The following is a 20,030-nucleotide window of genomic DNA, read 5'->3' on the forward strand; positions in this document are numbered from 1 at the left end:
TCCTTTATTGCACTTTATTTTTTTGGATTGCTTTTAGTTCGTCAAATAAGGCTACTAATCTTCCGTAAAGTTTTTTTATTTTTAGGCCATATGTTGTTAACTTTTCATCTTTTTGTTGGATATATTTTTTTTGTAAGTATCTATCATTTAAGATTTTTTCAATTATCGAGATAGCTTTAGAAATAATATCTTCAAAATAATTTACAGCTTCAAATCGTAAGTCGTTTAAAATTTGTATACATAATTCTAACATAGTAAGGTAGTCAATTTTTTTATTGTTATACACTCTATTTTTCAAGTCTTCTAAGGTTTTTATTTTTCTTGCTTGTCTAATATAACTATATTTTTCCCATACCTCTCTATAGAGAAGATTATATTCATTAAAAATATCAAACATATCAGAGTTTAATAGATAATTATCTAAAACTTTTGTAACATTAGCATAAAATTCATCTGAATATCCTATAATTCTTCTTTGATGTTTAGATAACCAAGAATATAAAAATTTTAACCTTTTTTCGTGTGTATCTGTTCCTTCAACAATTTCTCTCTTATATTTTACTCTACCTGTAAATTCGCCTTTAATTATGTCATTAAGTTTTAGCACTAAAGTATAGGTGTCTTTTATAATATTGATATTATTTATAACCTCTCCAGTTAAAGGATGTATGATTTCTTGTTCACTAATTGATAAAGCTCTATCTTCTCTTATGTTATTTGGGTCATACTTATGTTGCTTATATAATACTCTTAAGATAACTACTTTTCTTTTTTCATCTAGATAGAATCCGTTTTTCATTAAAAAGGAGTGGACATCTTTTTTAGGGTTATCAACTTCTACCAAAGCTATTTTTTCAACTTTTGGATAAAATTTATTGCTAGGATGATAATAAAGAGTGGTAATAGTTCTATCTGATTGGCCTAAAACTCTAATAAGAAATTTTTCTCCCAGTTTATAAAGTCTGCGAGCAAAGAGAGCAGCAGAGGTTCTTCTTTCCGAGACAATGGGAAAACCATATAGTTCCATTAAAAATTGATAAACAAAATTGCGGTTTAACTCGTAAAGAATGTTGTCATTGGGTTTAAATTTTTTTATCCTTAACCCAAATCTTTTGAGCTCTGTATCTAAATCTGATGGAAATGAGGCGTAAATTCCTGCTAGATAGAAGTTTTTTTCCCCGTTTAAGGCCAAAACATGGCCTCTATCCATTTGAAGAATAAAAGGTAATAAATCTGGATAACTAGCAAGAGAGGTTAAGTCTTGGATCTTAAATTTAGTTCTAAATTTTTCTTGAAGTGTTTTGGGTAGTCTGGCTAAAAAAGTGTTGAGGTTGTTTTCTTGAATTATATCAGGAAGAGGGCATACTTCTTGATTTTCACCATGTTCTTTTAAAGAGTGAAGAATATCAAATTGAAAAATTTCATTGAAATAATCTAAATTTCTTTCAAGCGCTACTAAACTAAAGCCAGGGAGGTTTTCATATTCGTACAAATCTGCTTCAAAAGAGGGTAAAAGTTCTCGTGCTTCTACTATGGGATATTTAGGGAGTGTAAAGTAGGGTTTTACTAAACAGAGTTTTATCTGGACGATATCTAAAAAAAATTTTAGATTAGCAATGGAGTTTAATTTGCACGCACACGAGGGAGTTGTATTGTTTAGCCAGTTTGTATTAGGTATTTGCGTAAAAAGTTCTTTCCAAGATTTTAAACCCATCTTAGCTCCCTTAAAAAAACTAATATTCTTTAGCTCAAAAGAGAAAAATATTCAATACTTAAATTGTATTGACCTCTTAGGTGCTGTGTCTTACAAAGGACTGAATTTATAAAAAGGAGGAAACTATGAGTAAAACAGATAAGTGTCCTCGAGCAAAGATAAATGCTAGTTATTGTACGTGTACATATCCTGGTTGTCCTAGACATGGACTTTGTTGTGAATGTTTACATTATCATCGGCAACGAGGAGAGCTTCCAGCCTGTTATTTTACAGAAGAAGAAGAGAAAACATATAATCGTTCTATTGAATTTTACTGTCAACGCCATATAAAGTAATTATGATTAATACAGGGTGTTTAGATAAAATACTTTCTTTGGTTTGTACTGTTTTTGATGCGTATTCTGCAGTATTTTTTTCTAGAATAACTGATTCTAAGTATATTTTGAAGTCTCATTTTAGTTTAGGAGATAGTATATCTCGGGATATAGAAGTAGATTGTGGTTGTGGGTTAGTAGGGTGGATTTTAAAGCATGATAAACCGTTGCGACTAAATAAGTTCAACAGGGAGCAATCATGCTTAGGATATTATGAGAAAGGCGAGGAAAATAAAATAAAGGCTTTTATGGGATGTCCTCTCCCAGAGGGAAGAGGAGTTTTATGTGTTGACAGTAAGAGAACACATCATTTTAGTGAGAAAGATTTAAAAATTTTGATTCAATTTGCTGATTTAATAGATTTATTAGATCAGAAATTATGTCAAGCAAGTTTAGAATTTAAAAAGATATTATATTATACTTATTTAAAATTAGCTATTTCTTTACCAAAACAGTCATTAAGATGGGATGAATTTTTGAAAAAATTATTAAAGATTCTTCAAGATGCTTCTGGATTTAAGTATGCTTTTTTTGTGGTTAGGGATGAATTGGGCAAGGCTTTTTTAGTAGAAGGAATGAATAAAGAAATAGAGGGTATTCAGGTTGGGGAAAAATATCCTATGTCTACAGGCTTACTTGGCTGGGTTTTTAACTATGGAAAAGATATTATTAGGAGTGAACATGGTAAAAGAGATTTGTGTCTTTTAGCTGGACAAGATAGTAGAATAGAATTTAGGAGTTTTGTTTGCTTACCTCTCAAAGTTAATAAGAAAACTCGGTCTGTTTTAGTGATAGCTGATGATGAATTTAAGGAGATAGATAGCGAGTTAGAAGAATTTTTGTATGCTTTAAAAGACTACTTAAGCTTATTTTTAGAAGATTTGTATTTTAAAAACAAAGCAAAAGGGTAAAATTTATGTTGAGAAAATTATTTGGAATGTTTGGAAAAAGTTTGGCTATGGATTTAGGAACTGCCAATACTCTTTTGTATACTCCTAAGGATGGTATAGTTTTAAACCAACCTTCTGTAGTGGCTGTAGATGTGAAAGGAGATAAAGTTTTAGCAGTTGGAAATGAGGCCAAAGAGTTTTTAGGTAGAACTCCAGATAAGATACGAGCTATTAGGCCACTAAAGGATGGAGTAATTGCTGATTTTGAAGTTACTAAAGTTATGATAATGTATTTTTTAAAGGAAGTGATAAAAGGTTTTAAGTTGTTCAAACCAAAGCTAGTAATCGGAGTTCCTTCTGGAATAACTCAGGTAGAAAAAAGAGCTGTTATCGAGTCAGGTCTTCAATCTGGGGCAAGAGAAGTTAAGTTAATAGAAGAACCAATGGCAGCTGCCATTGGAGCAGGTTTACCTATTCATGAACCTAGAGGGAATATGGTAGTGGATATTGGCGGTGGCACTACAGAGGTAGCAGTGATTTCTTTATCTGCTATAGCTTATGCTGAATCTGTTCGAGTTGCAGGTGATGAAATGAATGAGTCTATTCAAAGATATATGCAAGAAGAATTTAAGGTACTTATTGGCGAAAATATGGCTGAAGAAATTAAAATAAGAGTAGGGTCAGCTTATCCTCTTTCTGAAAAGCTTATTTGTCGAGTTTTGGGGAAAAATTTAATAGATGGCACGCCAAAATCTGTAGAAGTTACAGATGGTCATATTAGGGAAGCAATTGCTGAACCTGTTAATATTATTGTGAAATCAGTTCATATCGCTTTAGAAAAAACACCTCCAGAGTTGGTAGGAGATATAGTAGACAATGGGTTATTATTAGCAGGTGGAGGAGCATTGATTAGAGGCCTTGATAAACTTATTTCTAAAAAAATAGGTGTAAAAGTTAACATAGATTCTGAACCTCTTACCACAGTAGTAAGAGGTGCTGGACAAACTCTTCTAGAAGAAAAGAAGTTTAATCAGGTTTTTATAAATTAGAGGTATATTTTTTCTAATATAGAAATACATAAGGGAGTAAATAGAATTTTAGATTTTAAGACTGTGATTTCGTGAGGAAAAATACATAATAAATCTTTTGTTTGCAGAATATTGCTCTCTTGATTGATAGTACATTTATAAAGATAAATAAATTCATTGCAGAGAGTATAGTTAGATTTGATAATATATAAAAAATCAATTCTATTGGGATGAGGTTTAAGTGAGGAATAAATAATATTTTGAGCTAACTCTATGCTACTATAAGTAGGGTAAAAATGGATATTGATTAAGTCATAGTGCCCGAAATAGGGCTTATTTTTATTTTTTCGTTTTTTTAAAATAATTTTTTTATCTTTAGAAAAAGCTAATACTGCAATTAGACGATGTAATAATCCTTGTTTATGGATTTCATTTTCAGGTAAGTGGGCAATTACTCTGTTTTGTTTATCTACTACCTCTAAAAAATTAATTTTTTTTTGTATCCCCATGAGTTTAAATTTTAATCAAATTTTTCTAGAAAATCTAGAGCAATTATGGTATATTGAAAATAGCTGTTTTCCATACCCTTGGACAAAAAAACAATTAGAGAGTGCTTTAAAACAAAGCAAAGTATATTTTTTTGGGATTTTTGTTCAAGAAAAAATAATAGCATATACTTCATTAGTGTGCTTAGGTTGGGAAGGAGAGATCTGGAATTTAGCTGTTTTACCTAATTGGCGAAGGCAAGGGGTTGGCTCTTATTTACTTTCTAAAAGTTTGGACTTTTTTAATGATAAGGATGTAAAAGAAGTGTTTTTAGAAGTACGAGAAAGTAATATACCAGCACTTCAGCTTTATTTAAAATTTGGTTTTAAAAAGATTGGTATAAGAAAAAATTATTATCCAGATACCAAAGAAGATGCGATTGTGATGAAAAAAGTTTTAATATTGGATAGGATGAAATGAGATTTATAGGGTTAAGTATAATTTTTATTTGTTTATTTAGTGAAATTTGCTTTGCCCAAAAGATAGTAGTTGTTGGAGATAAAAACTATGCTCCTTTTGAGTTTTTAGATGCTAATAATATTCCTCAAGGTATTTCTGTAGATATTTGGAAGTTGTGGTCTAAGAAAACAGGGATAAAAGTTGAATATAGACTAATGGAGTGGAATAAGGCTTTGGAGGCAGTTAAAAATGGAGAGGCAGATGTAGTAGGAGGCATTTTTTATAGCAAAAAAAGAAATAAATTTTTTGATTTCTCAAACCCTTATTTTTCCATAGATACAAGAGTATTTTTTAGTAAAAAAATTTTTGGTTTAAAAAACTTGAATTTAAAAGGATTTGAGGTTGGGGTAGTAAAAGGTGATTATGCTGAAGAATTTTTGAAAACAAAGTATCCTCATTTACGATTAAAAGATTTTTCTAGTATAGATGATTTAGTAAAAGTAGCTATAACTGGTAAAATAAATGTTTTTGTTGGAGATAGGCCAGTTGTTTTGTTTTATCTTGCTAAATATAATAAAATGGATTCATTTAAATACTCAAATGATATATTATATGAAATGTCTTTACATGCAGCAGTTAAAAAAGGAAATAAAAAGTTATTGTCAATAGTAAAGCAAGGTTTTGATTTAATTTCAAAAGAAGAAATAGATAAAATTGTTAAAGAATGGACAGGAATAAATGAATATAAGATTTTTTGGAGAAAATATAAAATTGTTTTTATTACCATTATATGGATAACTGTTTTCTTTTTTATTTTAAGTATTATTTTTAAATTACAGGTTAAGAAGGCTACAAAAAAGATTAATGAGCAAAACAAACAGCTAAAGGAAATTAATGAAAGGCTAAATATAACATTAGAATCTATTGGAGATGGGGTAATTGCTACAGATAGTAGGGGAAAAATTACAATGTTTAATTCAGTTGCAGAAGAGCTTACAGGCTGGAAAAGAGATGAAGCCCTAGGTACTTCTTTTGATTTGGTGTTTGAGATTGTAAATGAAAAAACAGGAGAGAAGGGAATTAGTCCATTTGAAAAGGTGTTAAATACTGGCAAGATTGTAGGGTTAGCAAATCATACTGCGTTAATAAGAAAAGATGGAAAACGCTTACCTATTTTAGATAGCGGAGCTCCTATAAAAACAGAGCAAGGAGAAATTATAGGAGTGGTAATCGTATTTAGGGATGCCACTCCTCAAAGAAAACGGGAAAATGAGTTAATTCGAATGGAAAAGTTGGAGTCTCTTTCTTTAATAGCAAGTGGTATTGCTCATGATTTTAATAATTTGTTAACTGCTATGATAGCTAATATTGATCTTTTAAAACGAGGTATTTCTGAAGAAAAAGATATGCAAAGGTTATCTAGAATAGAACGGGCTTCTTTTAAAGCTAAAGAGATGGTCCAACGTTTGATGGTATTTGCTAAAAATTGGGAGCCAGTAAAAAAAGGTTTTTTTTACACTGACAAATTGCGGGAAACTGTGGAATTTATTTTAGCTGGCTCAGGGATTAAAGTTGAATTTAATATATCAGAAGATTTATTTCCTATTTTTGGAAGTGAAACACAAATTAGCCAAGTGATTGAAAATATAGTGTTAAATGCTAGAGAGGCCATGCACGATAATGGTATTTTAAAAGTTTCTGCTGAGAATTTTATATATTCTGGCAAAAATAATAAATTACCTTTAAATCCAGGAGAATATATTAAGATTAAAATTGAAGATAGTGGGCCAGGAATTCCTCCTGAAATTAGAGAACATATTTTTGAGCCTTATTTTTCTACCAAAGAAAAAGGATCTGGGTTAGGATTAGCAGTAAGCCATCAAATTGTTGAGGATCATAAAGGATATCTTGAGTTAGTGGATACAGAACAAGGAGCCTGCTTTGTTATTTATTTGCCAAAAGCAGAAGTTCGTGTAAAAGATAAACAAAAAGAAAATTTATTTGATTTAGATTTGACTAATAAAAAAATATTGTTTTTAGACGATGAAGAATTAATAAGAGAAATGATGCAAGATGCATTTAGTGAATTAAATGCACATATTGATACATTTGCTTTAGGAGAAGATGCTTATAAAGCTTATGAAAGATCTTATAGAAATAAACAACCTTATGATTTAGTTTTTTTAGATTTGACTATTCCTGGCGGTATAGGAGGAAAGGAGGTTGGGGAGAGAATTTTAGCCTTAAATCCTCAGGCTAAGATGGTTTTAGTAAGTGGATATAGTGATAGTTTTATTTTAAAAAACTATAAAAAATATGGTTTTTGTGCTATGTTAAGAAAACCTTTTAGTATAGATGAATTGGTTCATATCTTGCGTAAGATAATTTGAAATTTATCTTAAGTAATTTTTATGAATTTAAATATTTTGGGTATACTGTTATCTATATATTTAAATCCCATTTTTTTAGCTAGGTTAATATATTTAGCTATAGTTTCATAACTTACACTTTGATTAAGTTCTGGATATTTATCTGCTAGGTAGTGAGGATAGTATTGGCTCATTATATTCAAATAGATATTGTGTAGTTTGTGTTTATGCAAAAAAAAGAGCCATTTTTCCGTTTCACTTAAATTATTTGGCAATACAAGATGTCTGATAATTAATCCTTTATTAGCAATATTATTTTTTAATTTAATCCCACCAACTTGCTCATACATTTCTAATATATTTTGTTTTGCTATTTTTGAATAGTTTTTCGCATTACAATATTTTTGAGATTTGTCTCTAGAAAAGAATTTAATATCAGCTAAATAAATATCTACAATATTTTTTAACTTTTTTAGTGTTTTAATTCCATCAAAACTGCTTGTATTGTAAACTATAGGAATAGATAGCCCTTGTTGTAATGCTATCTCGAGTGCTTTTAATATAGCATATACAACATGAGATGGTGTTACCAAGTTGATATTATGAGCTCCTTTTTTTTGTAGTTTAAGCATTATATAGGCAAGTTGATTATGATGCATGGTTTGGAATTCTGAGTTAGTTTGACTTATTTCATGATTTTGACAAAAAACACAACCCAAATTGCAATGAGCAAAGAAAATAGTTCCAGAGCCTTTTTGGCCTACTAAGATATCCTCTTCGCCAAAGTGAAGGTTAAAACTTGCTACTTGGGAGAGAGCAAGAGTTTTGCAAAATCCTTTTTCTTGTTTTAAGCGGTTTACTTTGCAATTTCTTGGGCAAAGATTACAGTTTTGTAAATTTTTTTTAAACCACGGAATAATTTTTTGGATTGCTTTAGTTTTAGCGTTTTTATTCATTTAAGTTAACTTTTAATTTTTAAGATTGTCATCTAATAAATTTTGGACTGAGAGGTTTATTAATTCAAGAATTATTTGAAAACAAGTTTTTATAGTATGAATTAAAGACATATTGTTGAGAATATAACAAGAGAATATAAATCTTAGAATACTATATTCTTAAAAAGTTTTAAAAAGAAATTTGAAGGTTATTTTAAAATTTGCTGTATGTTTTGTTTTTGATTCTTCTAAGAGTTGAAAATTGGTATTTTTTCGGTTAATAAAATATCGAGTTAACCTATTTTTTTAGAGGAAAAACCTTTAAAATATTTTTATTTTAGGAGTTTATTGTATGCGTTATTTAGCTGATATTGATGTAAAAAATAAAAAAGTTTTGGTAAGAGTGGATTTTAATGTTCCTTTAGAAGATGGAGTAGTGCGAGATGATACTAGAATTAGGGCTAGTTTAAAAACTATTGACCATCTTCAAGAACAAGGGGCAAAGATTATTTTATGTTCCCACCTTGGAAAACCAAAGGGAGAAAAAAATCTTAAATTTTCTTTAAAACCAGTGGCTCAACGTTTAGGTGAACTTTTACATAAAGAAGTTAAATTTTGTCCTGATTGTATAGGAGAAATAGCTCAAAGCATGGTAAAGGAACTTAAAAGTGGAGAAGTTTTGCTTTTGGAAAATCTTAGATTTTATCCAGGAGAGCAGCAAAATGATTTAGATTTTGCCAAGGAATTAGCAAAATTGGCAGATATTTATATAAATGATGCCTTTGGTGTTGCCCATAGAGCCCATGCTTCTGTGGTAGGAGTAACTAAGGCAGTAAAAGAGTGTGGTGCTGGTTTCCTGTTGCAGAAGGAAATAGAGTATTTATCCAAGGCCTTGAAACAGCCAAAGCGTCCTTTTGTGGCAGTACTGGGAGGAGCTAAGGTTTCTACTAAATTGGGAATTTTAAAGGCATTTTTAGAAAAAGTAGATAAAATTATAGTTGGCGGAGCAATGGCTAACACGTTTTTAAGTGCGAAAGGCTATAAATTAGGTGCCTCTTTAGTGGAAGTAGATTTGTTGGAAACAGCACGAGAAATTTTAAATAAAGCCAAGAAAAAGAATGTTGCCTTTTATTTACCTGTAGATTTTATTTGTGGTCCTGGTCCTGAAGAAAAGGTAGGCAAAGGCGTATGTCCTTTTTTGGAAATACCTGAAAATGAAATGGCTTTAGATATAGGTCCTGCTACTTCTATTTTATATGCAGAAGCTTTAAAAGATGCTAAAACAGTAGTTTGGAACGGACCTATGGGAGCTTTTGAAAATCCAGCATTTTCTCAAGGATCTTTAAATCTTGCTGAAGATATTTCAAGGGTAGACGGTCTTACTATTGTAGGAGGAGGAGATACTGACGCTCTTATTCATAAAGCAGGAGTTGTAGAAAAATTGAGTTTTGTTTCTACAGGTGGAGGCTCTTTTTTAAAGTTTATGGAAGGTAATGAATTACCTGCGTTGTTGGCTTTGGAAGAATGTGAACAGAAAAAAGGAGAAAGGAAATGAAACAACTAATAGCAGCTAATTGGAAAATGTATAAAAAGTGGGAAGAGGCCTTAAGTACTGCAAGAGAAATATTAGTGGGGACTCATAAACAACTTCCTGATAACAGGGAAGTTCTTATTTTCCCCTCATTTCCTTTATTAAAAGTAGTGAGCGAAATTATTGCTGAGCAAAAGGGATATTATTTAGGTGGCCAAAATTTTTATCCTGCTTTAGAAGGAGCTTTTACTGGAGAAGTGAGTCCTGTTCAACTTTTGGACTTGGGGTGTTCTTATGCATTGGTAGGCCATTCTGAACGTAGACATATTTTTAAAGAAGATGATTCTTTTTTAGCAAAAAAAGTAAAGTTTGGATTAGAGCAAGGTCTTAAAATAGTTTTTTGTATAGGAGAAAAATTAGAAGAAAGAAAAGCTAATAAAGTAAAAGAAGTTTTGCTCTATCAATTAGAAACTGGCTTACAAGATATTGTCCTTGAAGATTCTGAAACATTAACTATTGCTTATGAGCCTGTTTGGGCAATTGGGACCGGAGAGGTTGCTAACACAGAAGATATTTTAGAAGCTCATAAAATTATTAGGGATTTTTTAAAAGAGAGATTTAAATTTGGAGAAGAGATTAGGATTCTTTATGGAGGAAGTGTAAAGCCGGCTAATGCCTCTCAAATACTATCCCTTGACAATGTGAATGGAGTCTTGGTAGGTGGAGCAAGTTTAAGTGCTGATAGTTTTAATCAAATTATCTTGGCTTAAAAATAGCTTTTTAAGGAGGCGGTTAAGTTGGAAACTTTTATTATAACTATCCATATTATTGCCTGTATTGCTTTGGTTATTTTAGTTTTATTGCAGTCAGGAAAAGAAGGAATGGGAGTTATTTTTGGAGGAGGGAGTAGTACAGTATTTGGGAGTTCGGGCGCTGGAGGATTGTTGGCTAAACTTACTGCTGGAGCTGCGATTATTTTTTTCTGTACTTCTCTTACATTTACGTATCTTTCTGCTAAAAAACACGTGCAAGAGAAGTCTTCTGTAATTTTAGACAATCCTGTAGAGCAGCCAGCTTCTACTAGTCCTGCACCAAATGTGAACCCAAATAAGTCTGATATTCAAGAAAAAACTGGACAAAATAAAAAGTAGAGGATATAAGCCCATCTTCTTAAAGTTAAAGCAATGTTAATGTTCTTTAAAATCAAATAGATGCCGAAGTGGTGGAACTGGTAGACACGCCATCTTGAGGGGGTGGTGGGCCACGCCCGTGGGGGTTCGAGTCCCCCCTTCGGCACCATTTTTTTAATTAAGAAATTAAGAAAATAAAAAACCCAGCTTGTAAGCTGGGTTTTTTATTTGGGTAGTTTATTAAAGATATGATTACAATTAGAGTATATTTTTAATTCTTTGCATTGCTTCTTCTACATTTTCTTTGCTATTAAAGGCGCTAAGTCTAATATATCCCTCTCCACATTTACCAAAACCTTCTCCAGGAGTACATACTATTCCTGCTTTTTCGAGTAAAAAATCAAAAAAGTCCCACGAGTTTTGTTTACATTCTATCCATATATATGGTGAATTTTCTCCACCTACACAATGGAATCCTAAATTTTGGATAGTGTTTTTAATAAGTTTTGCATTATTTAAATAATAGGTAATATTTTGTTTTACCTCTGTTTTACCTTCAGGAGAATATACTGCTTCAGCAGCCCGTTGAACAGGATAAGAGACTCCGTTGAACTTTGTTGACTGGCGTCTTAGCCAGAGACTATGAAGTGATACAGGTTTTCCATTTTCAGTATAAGCAACACATTCTTTAGGCACCACAGTAAAAGCGCATCTTGTGCCAGTAAATCCTGCAGTTTTAGAAAAACTTCTAAATTCAACCGCAACTTTCTTGGCATTTGGTATTTCAAATATAGAGTGTGGGATGTTAGGCTCTTGAATAAAAGCTTCATATGCAGCATCAAAAAGAATGAGAGCTTTATTTTCTAATGCAAAGTCAACCCACTTTTGGAGTGTGTTTCTATCAATAGTGGCTCCAGTAGGATTATTGGGGAAACATAAATAGATTAGATCTACTTTTTGGTTGGGAAGATCAGGTAAATAATTGTTTTGTTTAGTAGAAGATAAATAAAATAAATTTTTATATTGCCCATTTTTAAATTCACCTGTTCTTCCTGCCATTACATTAGTATCTACATATACAGGATAAACAGGATCAGGGACTGCTACTTTAATTGTCTGGGAAAAAAGTTCTTGAAAATTACCTGTATCACATTTAGCTCCATCACTAATAAAAATTTCATCAGGTTCAATGTCAATATTATTTTTTTGAAAATCAAATTTGGCTATTTTTTCTCTTAAAAATAGATAACCTTGTTCTGGTCCATATCCTTTAAAAGTAGATGTATCTGCCATTTCATCTATGGCACAATGCATCGCTTTAATACATGCAGGTGGTAAAGGTAAAGTTACATCACCTATTCCCATTTTAATAATAGATACATTTGGATTTTGTTCTTGAAATTTTTTTACTCGTTTAGCTATTTCAGAAAATAGATAAGATGACTTTAGCTTTAAAAAATTCTCATTTACCTTAATCATAACATCTCCTTTTTACAATTTTACATTGACTTATTGTTTTGAGATAAAAAAGAAAATTTTAATTAACTATGTTGTAAAAAATTGTTTTAATGGATTAATTTTTGAATGATCTGAATTTATTTATTATATTTATAAATATATAGGTATGTCAATTTTTTTGCTTTATTTTGAATTGACAGATTAACTAAAAAAGATAAAAAACACGTTTTTTATCCTTTTAATAGATTATTAAAAATAATTTTGAGTGAGAAAAATGAGAGATAATTTTAGAATATTAAAAGCTGATATTTTTTTATTAGTAGCTGCATTTATTTGGGGTGCTGCTTTTGTGGCTCAGCGCGTTGGAATGGATTACCTTCCTCCGTTTTATTTTAATGGAATTAGATTTTTGTTGGGAGGAATAACTTTATTACCCTTAGTTTTGATAAATAGTAAAAAATCTAATCAATTAAACTTTTTTCAAAAAAGAGATGTAAAGGGAGTATTAGTTGGAGGGTTTTGTTTAGGTAGTATTTTATTCGTGGCTAGTAGTTTACAGCAAATAGGGATGATTTACACTACAGCTGGAAAAGCTGGATTTATTACAGGTCTATATGTAGTAATAGTTCCTATTGTAGGATATTTTTTAAAGCAAGATATTCATTTTGGAGTTGTTATTGGAGTTATTTTATCTGTTATCGGTTTATATCTCTTGTCGATAAATGAAGATTTTACAATCGATAAGGGAGATTTTTTTGTATTTCTATGTTCAGTGATGTTTTCTTTTCATGTTATAGCAATTGGATATTTTGCTCCTAAATATGATTGTATCTTTCTTTCTTGCATTCAATTTTTTGTTAATGCTTGTTTAAGTTTAATTGTAGCGTTTTTTTGGGAAAGTATTTCTTGGCAAGCTATATATGGTGGATTGTGGCCTATTTTATATGGTGGTTTTATGTCTGCTGGTATTGCCTTTACTTTACAAGTTGTAGCCCAAAAAGATGCACCCCCAGCTCATGCTTCTATTATTATGAGTTTAGAATCAGTATTTGCTGCTTTAACAGGTTGGTGGATTCTCGGAGAAGTTTTGTCTTTAAGAGCCCGCTGGGGGTGCATCTTTATGTTTATTGGTGCTGTTTTAGCTCAAATTTGGCCCTATGTTTTTAAAAGAAATAAGTAGTTACGTTTTCTACTTCTTTATGTTCATTTAACCACTTTAATCCTTTGACACATCGTATTATCCACCAGATAAATAGGGCAATAAATAAAAGATACCCTATAAGGATCACACACAATAAGGCAGAAATAAAACCTCCAATAAAACTTATCCAAAAAGTTCTAATTTGCCATCTAAAGTGGGTGTTTATCCACTCTGGGTTGCTGTCTTTTTTGTAAATGTAGGCCATAATAACTCCAATAATGCTGGTCACACCAAATATAAGTGCTGCTAAATAAAGAAAATAAACAATTTTGGCAGTTTTTACGAGTTGTTGTTCTTGGCCGGATAAGACTTCATTTGTCATAATGACCCCCTCTTTGTTTTTTTGATATTTTTTAGATTTGCCATTGACAAGTTTGATACTTTCTAACTCAAGATAAAATTTTTGTAAATTTATTTGTTATTTAAGTAATAATCTTTGTTGTAAAAAATAGTCGAATAGTGTGTAGAAAGATAGCTGGCGCGTATCTATATGAATATTTTTTGTCCTGTTTTAGAGGTAATAAATTTTAACCTAGAAAATAATTTATAGAAAATTTCCCATTTAAACTTTTTTAATTCCACAAATTGTTTACCTGTATAGGCATGTAATTTTTTTTCATAGATTAGTTTTCTAAGAATTTCTAATCCTATATTGATACGTTTATTAGATGTTTTATGGGATAATAAAAGATTGTTGAGGCTTGTATTGATATCAAATTGTTTTAAAAAATTAATAATTCGAGTACAAATAAAAAGAGAATAAATGTCTTCTCTAGAGAAATGTTTAGTTTCTATTGCCATGGCTGAAGATCTCGCAAGAAAAAAGTCTTTTTCTTTTAATGGAGAAAATTGGCAGGCAATTTTTGAGCCAGGAGCAAGATAAAATATAGAGGGGCCTATTAAAACTGGTTGTCTTGCTAAAAAGATAAGAGTTGTAAGCATAGAGGAAATAGATTCGTGAGGTAGCCCTAAAATTTGATAAGCTGTCATATTAAACTTTAATTTAAAGCCAGTTTGAATAATCTGAGTAAATTTTTTTACAGTATGGGGTCTATGACATGATCGTAATACACTTTCATCAGAACTAACTAATGAAAGGTTGAGATCTGTAAAACCAATTTTTTTCATTAACAAAAGCAAGTCATTGTCTAAATGAAGATATGAAATTCCATTCATTGCTAAAAATCTAATTTTATTTTGAGGAAATTCTTTTATAATTAATTTGCATAATTTTTTCATATCATCAATGAAGAAGGTAAGGTTGTCGTCTTCAAAGTCAAAAACCCTATAACCTTGTTTATATCTTATTTTTATTTCTTCTAAAATATTTTCGACGCTTCTTTTTTTATATATAGGAAAAGTAGATTTTGCAGAGCAAAAAGTACATTGATGAGGACAACCTCTTGATGTTGTTATGAAATAAAGAGGTTTTTTTTGGAATTGATAATTGTTGAGAGAAAAGTCAGATAAATCTGGTAGAGGTAATTCTTCAAAAGGATAATTAGGTTTTTTTGGATTTAAAAAGAATTTATTGTTTTTTTTAAATCCAAGATTTGGTACTTGTTCAAATTGTTTATTTCCTTGAAATTGTTTTAGTAGCTCTATAAGAGGCTTTTCTCCTTCTCCATAAATTACAAAATCAATCCAAGGACTTTGTAATATTGACAAGGGTTCAGCAGAAACATGACTTCCACCAGCTATTATAGGGACAGGACATACTTTTTTTATTTCTTTGGCAAGCGTTAGAGCTTCTCGAAAGTAGGAGGAAAATAGGATAGAGATACCTATAATATCAGGATTTTCTTGAGCAATTTTTTCAGCTGCTTGTTTAAAATCTGCTCCAAAATGATAATAATGATAGAAAGTGCAAAATGGACTAATATCTGGGCATGGATAAAATTCTCTTAAATAGTTTAACTCTGAGGGGAGCGAGATTGTTTTGCGTCCAAAATTTTGATGAAAATCTAGTATTTTTACTGTTATATTGGGTAGAAATTTTTTTATTGCAGCTTTGAGATAAGCTAGCCCTATAGGTTGAAGACGAATTTTGGTTTCGTAGAAATCTTGAATAGGAGGTTGTATGAGAATAAGTTTCATTATATATTTTCCTTATTTTAGTTTGAATTGAATTTTTTTTTAGATTTAAAATATTAAGATGGCAAGAAAAGGGCTAGACACAAGTTGGTTAGTTTCCTAAAAACTAATTTACCTGAAAACAGACTAGCATTTTTATTCTTTGATTATTGTTTAGGGAGAAAAGGAGGGCTTGTAAAATGAAGGATTTTGTTAAGAAATTTTGGGAGTTACGTTTATTAAAAGTAAAAGAAGCCTTAGAAAAAAATAATTTTGAGGTTTTTTTAGTTAAAGATGAATTAGAAGCTAAAAATATAGTTTTAAATGAACTTTTGCCTGCAATAAACCCTAATTCTTTATCGTGGGGTGGATCAATGACTTTTGTTCAAACTGGCCTTTATGATAGTTTAAAGCAAACAGATGAATTTGAGATTATTGATACCTATGATAAGAGTTTGTCTTCTGAAGATATATTGGAAAAAAGGCGTAGGGCCTTGTTGGTAGATTTATTTTTTACAGGAACTAATGCTATTACAGAAGATGGATGGCTAGTTAATTTAGATATGATTGGTAATAGGGTTGGGGCTTTAACTTTTGGTCCGAAAAAAGTAATAGTTTTGGCTGGAAAGAATAAAATTGTTTCAGACTTGGATGAAGCAATGCTTAGGATAAAAACTTATAGTGCTCCTGCTAATACGATGCGTTTAAACAAAAAAACTCCTTGTTTTAAAACAGGTTTTTGCCATGATTGCTCTAGCCTTGATAGAATTTGTAATGTATGGAGTATTATTGAGAAATGCTATCCTCAAAAACGAATTTCTGTTATTTTAATTTCTAAAGATTTAGGACTCTAATAGATTTAATATTTTTTAATTTTTTTACTTTCAAAGGTTGTTTTGAAGGAGATGTTTAGATGTCTTTTACTCATTTACATTGTCATACAGAATATAGTCTTTTAGATGGTGCTATTCGTTTAAAAGATTTGTGCGCAAGATCGAAAGATTATGGTTTTGATGCTGTATGTATTTCCGATCATGGTAATCTGTTTGGAGCCTTAACCTTTTATCTTTTGGCTAAAGATTATGAGTTAAAGCCGATTATTGGATGCGAGGTATATCTTACACCAGGGAAAATGGAAGAAAAGGGACCAGATAGGTTTCATTTGGTATTGCTAGCAAAAAATGAATTGGGATATAAAAATTTAATTAAATTAGTAACCTTAGGATGGAGGAAAGGATTTTATTATAAACCTCGCATAGATAAGACAGTATTAAAGCAATATAGTGAGGGTTTGATAGCTTTGTCAGCTTGTTTAAATGGAGAGATACAGGCTGCTTATTTTAAATTTGGTCCTGATAGAGCAATTCAAATAGCACAGGAATATGTTCAAATTTTTAAAGATGATTTTTATCTAGAAATGCAGGCTAATGATTTAAAAGAACAACAAGAAATAAATGAATTTTTATATGAAGTTAGTAAAAAGTATAATATACCTGTAGTTGGAACAAATGATTGTCATTATTTAGATAAAGATGATGCAGAAGCTCATGATGTTTTACTTTGTATTCAAACTAATGCTAAAGTAGATGATAGAAAAAGAATGAGATTTGAAACAAAAGAACTTTATTTTAAATCTCCAGAGGAAATGGAATCTTATTTTTCTTTTTGTCCAGAGGCTTTAAAGAATGTAGAAAGAATTGTAGAACAATGTAATTTGGAATTGAAATTAGGTACTCCTCATTTTCCTTGCTATGATTTGCCTAAAGGAATTACTTTGGAAGAGGAATTCATAAAATTAGCTAAACAAGGGCTTAAAAAAAGATTACAATATTTAGATTATGTTCAAGATGAAAAGGTTTATTGGGATAGATTAGAGCTAGAATTAGATATAATTTGTCAAAAGGGTTTTCCTGGTTACTTTCTTATTGTTCAAGATTTTATTAATTGGGCTAAAGCTCAAGATATTCCTGTTGGCCCAGGGAGGGGATCTGCTGCTGGAAGTTTAGTGGCATACTCTCTGGGAATTACAAATTTAGATCCAATTAGATATAATTTGTTGTTTGAGCGATTTTTAAATGTAGAAAGAATGAGTTTGCCCGATATAGATGTAGATTTTTGCTTTGAAAGACGAGATGAAGTAATTCAATATGTTACTGAAAAATATGGTAAAGACAATGTAGCTCAGATTACTACTTTTGGGACAATGAAGGCAAAAGCTGCTGTTAGAGATGTAGGAAGAGCGTTGGGTTTAAAGTTATCTTTAGTGGATAAAATTGCTAAGCTTATTCCTGATGAAGGTAAAATTACTATTAAAAAGGCGCTTGAAATAGAACCAGATCTACAAAAACTTTTTGAAACAAGTGAAGAAGTTCAAAAATTATTAACTATTGCTCAAAAACTGGAAGGTCTAGCTAGACACGCATCTACTCATGCTGCTGGAATTGTAATCTCAGATAAGCCTATGTGGGAGTATTTGCCTTTATATACAGGGAAAAAGGGAGAAGTTGTAACTCAGTATGATATGAAGAGAGTGGAAAAAGTTGGTTTGATTAAGTTTGATTTTTTGGGTTTAAAAACACTTACTGTAATTAGTAATACTTTAAAATTAGCCCAGAAAAATGGCAAGAAAATTCCAGACTTAGATACTTTACCTTTAAATGATAATAAAACCTTTGAGCTTTTATGTAAGGGACAAACAGATGGTGTGTTTCAGTTAGAAAGTAGTGGAATGCGAAAGGTTTTACAAGATTTACGTCCTAGTTGTTTTGAGGATATTATTGCCCTTTTAGCCTTGTATAGACCAGGACCTATTCAAAGCGGTATGGTAGCAGATTTTATTGATCGTAAACATGGGAAAAAAGAGGTTAAGTATCCTCATCCTGATTTGGAAAATATTTTAAAAGAAACTTACGGAGTTATTTTATATCAAGAACAAGTTATGCAGATTGCCTCTGTTTTAGCCAACTATTCTTTAGGAGATGGTGATATCTTGCGAAGAGCCATGGGGAAAAAAGATCCAGCAGTTATGGCTAAACAGAGGAGTAAGTTTTTGGAAGGGGCAAGGAAAAAGGGAGTAGAGGAGGAGACAGCAGAATATATTTTTGATTTAATGGAAAAATTTGCTGGATATGGTTTTAATAAATCTCATAGTGCCGCTTATGCTTTAGTTTCTTATCAAACTGCATATCTTAAAGCTCATTTTCCAGCAGAATTTATGTCTGCCTTAATTACCTCAGAAGTTCATAACTCTGATAAAGTGGTAATGCATTTAAATGCAGCTAAAGAGATGGGATTAGAAATTTTGCCTCCTGATGTGAATAAAAGTTTTTTTTATTTTAGTGTGGAAAATGAAAAGATTAGGTTTGGATTAGGAGCTATTAAAAATGTAGGTATAAGTGCGATTGATAGTATTGTTAATGAAAGAGAGAAAAATGGACCATTTTCTTCTTTTTTAGACTTTTGTAGAAGGGTGAATTTACGTAAAGTTACTAAAAGAGTTTTAGAAATGCTTATTAAAAGTGGAGCAATGGATTGTTTTGGATGTTCCAGGAAATCTCTTTTAGAATCTATTGACAAAGTAGTTGCAGAAGCACACAAAAAGAATAAGATTAAAAATTGTTTGCAAAAAAGTTTACTTGGTATGGATAATTTTAAAGAAGAATGTAATTTATCTGGATTAGGAATAGATATACCAGAAAAGGATATTAAAGAATTTAGTGAAAAAGAAAAGTTAAGATTTGAAAAGGAATCTTTAGGTCTTTACTTAAGTGGCCATCCTTTGTTACCTTATAAAAATGATTTGACTCGTTTAAGTTTAACTACGATCGAAGATTGTAAAAAACTTGCTCCTAATACAAAGGTAAATGTATCTGCAATTTGTGTTGGTAAAAAAATACATGTAAACAAAAAAGGTCAAAAGATGGCTTTTTGTCAAATAGAGGATTTTACTGCTAGTTGTGAATTAGTAGTTTTTGCTAAAATTTTTGAAGAGAGCGTTAATTTATTGGAGCAAGATGAGCCTTTATTTATTGAAGCTAGAATTAGTAGCTATGAAGGACAAGAGCAAAATAACGGAGAGGAAGGAGTAACAGAAGAAGCAAATAAAGTTGTAAAATTAATAGCAGATAAAATTACATTGATTAAAGACGTGATTACACGTAACCAGGAACCTGTAACTTTAAATCTCTCGTTAGATAGTGATGTTATGGTAGTTGATCAATTGAAAAATATATTTTCTAAATATCAAGGTAATACAGAAATAAGATTAAGGATTAATAGTAAGGATAGCTATTGTATTTTACATTTAAATCCTATTTGGCGGATAAATCCTTGTACTGAATTTTGGAACGAAGTTAATTCTATTTTAAAAATGGAGGTATAGA

The 20,030-nt window shown here is 30.8% G+C and carries 17 protein-coding genes and 1 tRNA gene; 12 read left to right on the forward strand and 6 right to left on the reverse strand.

All coding sequences use genetic code 11. The annotated features are described in order from the left end of the window. Positions 1-4 precede the first annotated feature (4 nt). Positions 5-1,714 carry a hypothetical protein gene (locus tag BLP60_RS00500; protein WP_092061726.1) on the reverse strand — a complete coding sequence of 570 codons (1,710 nt, stop codon included), beginning with the start codon at positions 1,712-1,714 and terminating at the stop codon, positions 5-7. A gap of 125 nt (positions 1,715-1,839) precedes the next feature. Here BLP60_RS00500 and BLP60_RS00505 point away from each other — a divergent pair, with 125 nt between their 5' ends. The 3 genes from BLP60_RS00505 to BLP60_RS00515 are packed head-to-tail and all read left to right on the forward strand — an operon-like array spanning position 1,840 to position 4,027. Further along, on the forward strand, positions 1,840-2,049 hold the full coding sequence (locus BLP60_RS00505; protein ID WP_092061729.1) for a DUF6485 family protein: 210 nt from the start codon (positions 1,840-1,842) through the stop codon (positions 2,047-2,049). Positions 2,050-2,051: 2 nt separating this feature from the next. Then, positions 2,052-2,999, forward strand: a complete 948-nt coding sequence (locus BLP60_RS00510; RefSeq protein WP_092061733.1) for a GAF domain-containing protein — start codon at positions 2,052-2,054, stop codon at positions 2,997-2,999. A gap of 5 nt (positions 3,000-3,004) precedes the next feature. After that, positions 3,005-4,027, forward strand: coding sequence for a rod shape-determining protein (locus BLP60_RS00515; RefSeq protein WP_092061736.1), 1,023 nt, complete (start codon positions 3,005-3,007; stop codon positions 4,025-4,027). Here the strand turns inward: BLP60_RS00515 and BLP60_RS00520 are convergent. Further along, entirely contained in the window at positions 4,024-4,515 is a 492-nt protein-coding gene (locus BLP60_RS00520) for an NUDIX hydrolase (RefSeq protein ID WP_092061738.1), read from the reverse strand. The two genes, BLP60_RS00515 and BLP60_RS00520, sit on opposite strands and share 4 nt — an antisense overlap. On the opposite strand from BLP60_RS00520, the gene rimI reads away from it, so the two are divergent. Further along, entirely contained in the window at positions 4,514-4,972 is a 459-nt protein-coding gene (gene rimI / locus BLP60_RS00525) for a ribosomal protein S18-alanine N-acetyltransferase (protein WP_092061742.1), read from the forward strand. The genes BLP60_RS00520 and rimI overlap by 2 nt on opposite strands. Beyond that, positions 4,969-7,341 carry a transporter substrate-binding domain-containing protein gene (locus BLP60_RS00530; protein WP_092061745.1) on the forward strand — a complete coding sequence of 791 codons (2,373 nt, stop codon included), beginning with the start codon at positions 4,969-4,971 and terminating at the stop codon, positions 7,339-7,341. The genes rimI and BLP60_RS00530 overlap by 4 nt, the downstream gene beginning before the upstream one ends. 8 nt (positions 7,342-7,349) lie before the next feature. Here the strand turns inward: BLP60_RS00530 and BLP60_RS00535 are convergent, their stop codons facing one another. Next, positions 7,350-8,276 (reverse strand): radical SAM protein, encoded by a 927-nt coding sequence (locus BLP60_RS00535; protein ID WP_092061748.1) that lies wholly within the window; start codon positions 8,274-8,276, stop codon positions 7,350-7,352. Between the two features lie 331 nt (positions 8,277-8,607). On the opposite strand from BLP60_RS00535, the gene BLP60_RS00540 reads away from it, so the two are divergent. The 4 genes from BLP60_RS00540 (at position 8,608) to BLP60_RS00555 (ending at position 11,085) form a co-directional block, all read left to right on the forward strand. Continuing rightward, positions 8,608-9,810: a phosphoglycerate kinase gene (locus BLP60_RS00540; RefSeq protein ID WP_092061751.1), complete on the forward strand. Its 1,203-nt coding sequence runs from the start codon at positions 8,608-8,610 to the stop codon at positions 9,808-9,810. Further along, entirely contained in the window at positions 9,807-10,556 is a 750-nt protein-coding gene (gene tpiA, locus BLP60_RS00545) for a triose-phosphate isomerase (protein WP_092061754.1), read from the forward strand. Before BLP60_RS00540 ends, tpiA begins: the two co-directional genes overlap by 4 nt. A gap of 27 nt (positions 10,557-10,583) precedes the next feature. Next, positions 10,584-10,937: a preprotein translocase subunit SecG gene (gene secG / locus BLP60_RS00550; protein ID WP_092061757.1), complete on the forward strand. Its 354-nt coding sequence runs from the start codon at positions 10,584-10,586 to the stop codon at positions 10,935-10,937. 62 nt (positions 10,938-10,999) lie between these two features. Next, positions 11,000-11,085 (forward strand) — tRNA-Leu (locus BLP60_RS00555). Between the two features lie 89 nt (positions 11,086-11,174). On the opposite strand, the gene BLP60_RS00560 is transcribed toward BLP60_RS00555, so the two are convergent. Next, positions 11,175-12,395, reverse strand: coding sequence for an LL-diaminopimelate aminotransferase (locus BLP60_RS00560; RefSeq protein ID WP_092061760.1), 1,221 nt, complete (start codon positions 12,393-12,395; stop codon positions 11,175-11,177). A gap of 253 nt (positions 12,396-12,648) precedes the next feature. Between BLP60_RS00560 and BLP60_RS00565 the strand changes: the two genes are divergently transcribed. After that, the gene (locus BLP60_RS00565; protein ID WP_092061763.1) at positions 12,649-13,554 is read left to right on the forward strand and encodes a DMT family transporter; all 906 of its coding nucleotides are present in this window, start codon (positions 12,649-12,651) and stop codon (positions 13,552-13,554) included. Here the strand turns inward: BLP60_RS00565 and BLP60_RS00570 are convergent. After that, positions 13,538-13,897 carry a DUF4870 family protein gene (locus BLP60_RS00570; protein ID WP_092061766.1) on the reverse strand — a complete coding sequence of 120 codons (360 nt, stop codon included), beginning with the start codon at positions 13,895-13,897 and terminating at the stop codon, positions 13,538-13,540. The genes BLP60_RS00565 and BLP60_RS00570 overlap by 17 nt on opposite strands. A 164-nt stretch (positions 13,898-14,061) precedes the next feature. Beyond that, on the reverse strand, positions 14,062-15,672 hold the full coding sequence (locus tag BLP60_RS00575) for a B12-binding domain-containing radical SAM protein (protein WP_092061769.1): 1,611 nt from the start codon (positions 15,670-15,672) through the stop codon (positions 14,062-14,064). 176 nt (positions 15,673-15,848) lie between these two features. Here BLP60_RS00575 and BLP60_RS00580 point away from each other — a divergent pair, with 176 nt between their 5' ends. Together BLP60_RS00580 and dnaE are read left to right on the forward strand one after the other, a co-directional pair. Next, positions 15,849-16,502 (forward strand): lactate utilization protein, encoded by a 654-nt coding sequence (locus tag BLP60_RS00580; protein WP_092061772.1) that lies wholly within the window; start codon positions 15,849-15,851, stop codon positions 16,500-16,502. A 59-nt stretch (positions 16,503-16,561) separates the two neighbouring features. Next, positions 16,562-20,029: a DNA polymerase III subunit alpha gene (dnaE, locus tag BLP60_RS00585; protein ID WP_092061775.1), complete on the forward strand. Its 3,468-nt coding sequence runs from the start codon at positions 16,562-16,564 to the stop codon at positions 20,027-20,029. Position 20,030 lies beyond the last annotated feature (1 nt).

Origin of the sequence: Desulfonauticus submarinus, assembly GCF_900104045.1 — a bacterium.
Classification (GTDB): domain Bacteria; phylum Desulfobacterota; class Desulfovibrionia; order Desulfovibrionales; family Desulfonatronovibrionaceae; genus Desulfonauticus; species Desulfonauticus submarinus.

Bases quoted from the DNA above. Each gene is read 5' to 3' on its own strand.
- BLP60_RS00505 (WP_092061729.1), top strand. From the start codon at position 1,840: ATGAGTAAAACAGATAAGTGTCCTCGAGCAAAGATAAATGCTAGTTAT.
- BLP60_RS00540 (WP_092061751.1), top strand. From the start codon at position 8,608: ATGCGTTATTTAGCTGATATTGATGTAAAAAATAAAAAAGTTTTGGTA.
- BLP60_RS00560 (WP_092061760.1), bottom strand. From the start codon at position 12,395: ATGATTAAGGTAAATGAGAATTTTTTAAAGCTAAAGTCATCTTATCTA.
- tpiA (WP_092061754.1), top strand. From the start codon at position 9,807: ATGAAACAACTAATAGCAGCTAATTGGAAAATGTATAAAAAGTGGGAA.
- BLP60_RS00515 (WP_092061736.1), top strand. From the start codon at position 3,005: ATGTTGAGAAAATTATTTGGAATGTTTGGAAAAAGTTTGGCTATGGAT.
- BLP60_RS00535 (WP_092061748.1), bottom strand. From the start codon at position 8,276: ATGAATAAAAACGCTAAAACTAAAGCAATCCAAAAAATTATTCCGTGG.
- rimI (WP_092061742.1), top strand. From the start codon at position 4,514: ATGAGTTTAAATTTTAATCAAATTTTTCTAGAAAATCTAGAGCAATTA.
- dnaE (WP_092061775.1), top strand. From the start codon at position 16,562: ATGTCTTTTACTCATTTACATTGTCATACAGAATATAGTCTTTTAGAT.
- BLP60_RS00510 (WP_092061733.1), top strand. From the start codon at position 2,052: ATGATTAATACAGGGTGTTTAGATAAAATACTTTCTTTGGTTTGTACT.
- BLP60_RS00570 (WP_092061766.1), bottom strand. From the start codon at position 13,897: ATGACAAATGAAGTCTTATCCGGCCAAGAACAACAACTCGTAAAAACT.
- BLP60_RS00530 (WP_092061745.1), top strand. From the start codon at position 4,969: ATGAGATTTATAGGGTTAAGTATAATTTTTATTTGTTTATTTAGTGAA.
- BLP60_RS00565 (WP_092061763.1), top strand. From the start codon at position 12,649: ATGAGAGATAATTTTAGAATATTAAAAGCTGATATTTTTTTATTAGTA.
- BLP60_RS00520 (WP_092061738.1), bottom strand. From the start codon at position 4,515: ATGGGGATACAAAAAAAAATTAATTTTTTAGAGGTAGTAGATAAACAA.
- BLP60_RS00575 (WP_092061769.1), bottom strand. From the start codon at position 15,672: ATGAAACTTATTCTCATACAACCTCCTATTCAAGATTTCTACGAAACC.
- BLP60_RS00500 (WP_092061726.1), bottom strand. From the start codon at position 1,714: ATGGGTTTAAAATCTTGGAAAGAACTTTTTACGCAAATACCTAATACA.
- BLP60_RS00580 (WP_092061772.1), top strand. From the start codon at position 15,849: ATGAAGGATTTTGTTAAGAAATTTTGGGAGTTACGTTTATTAAAAGTA.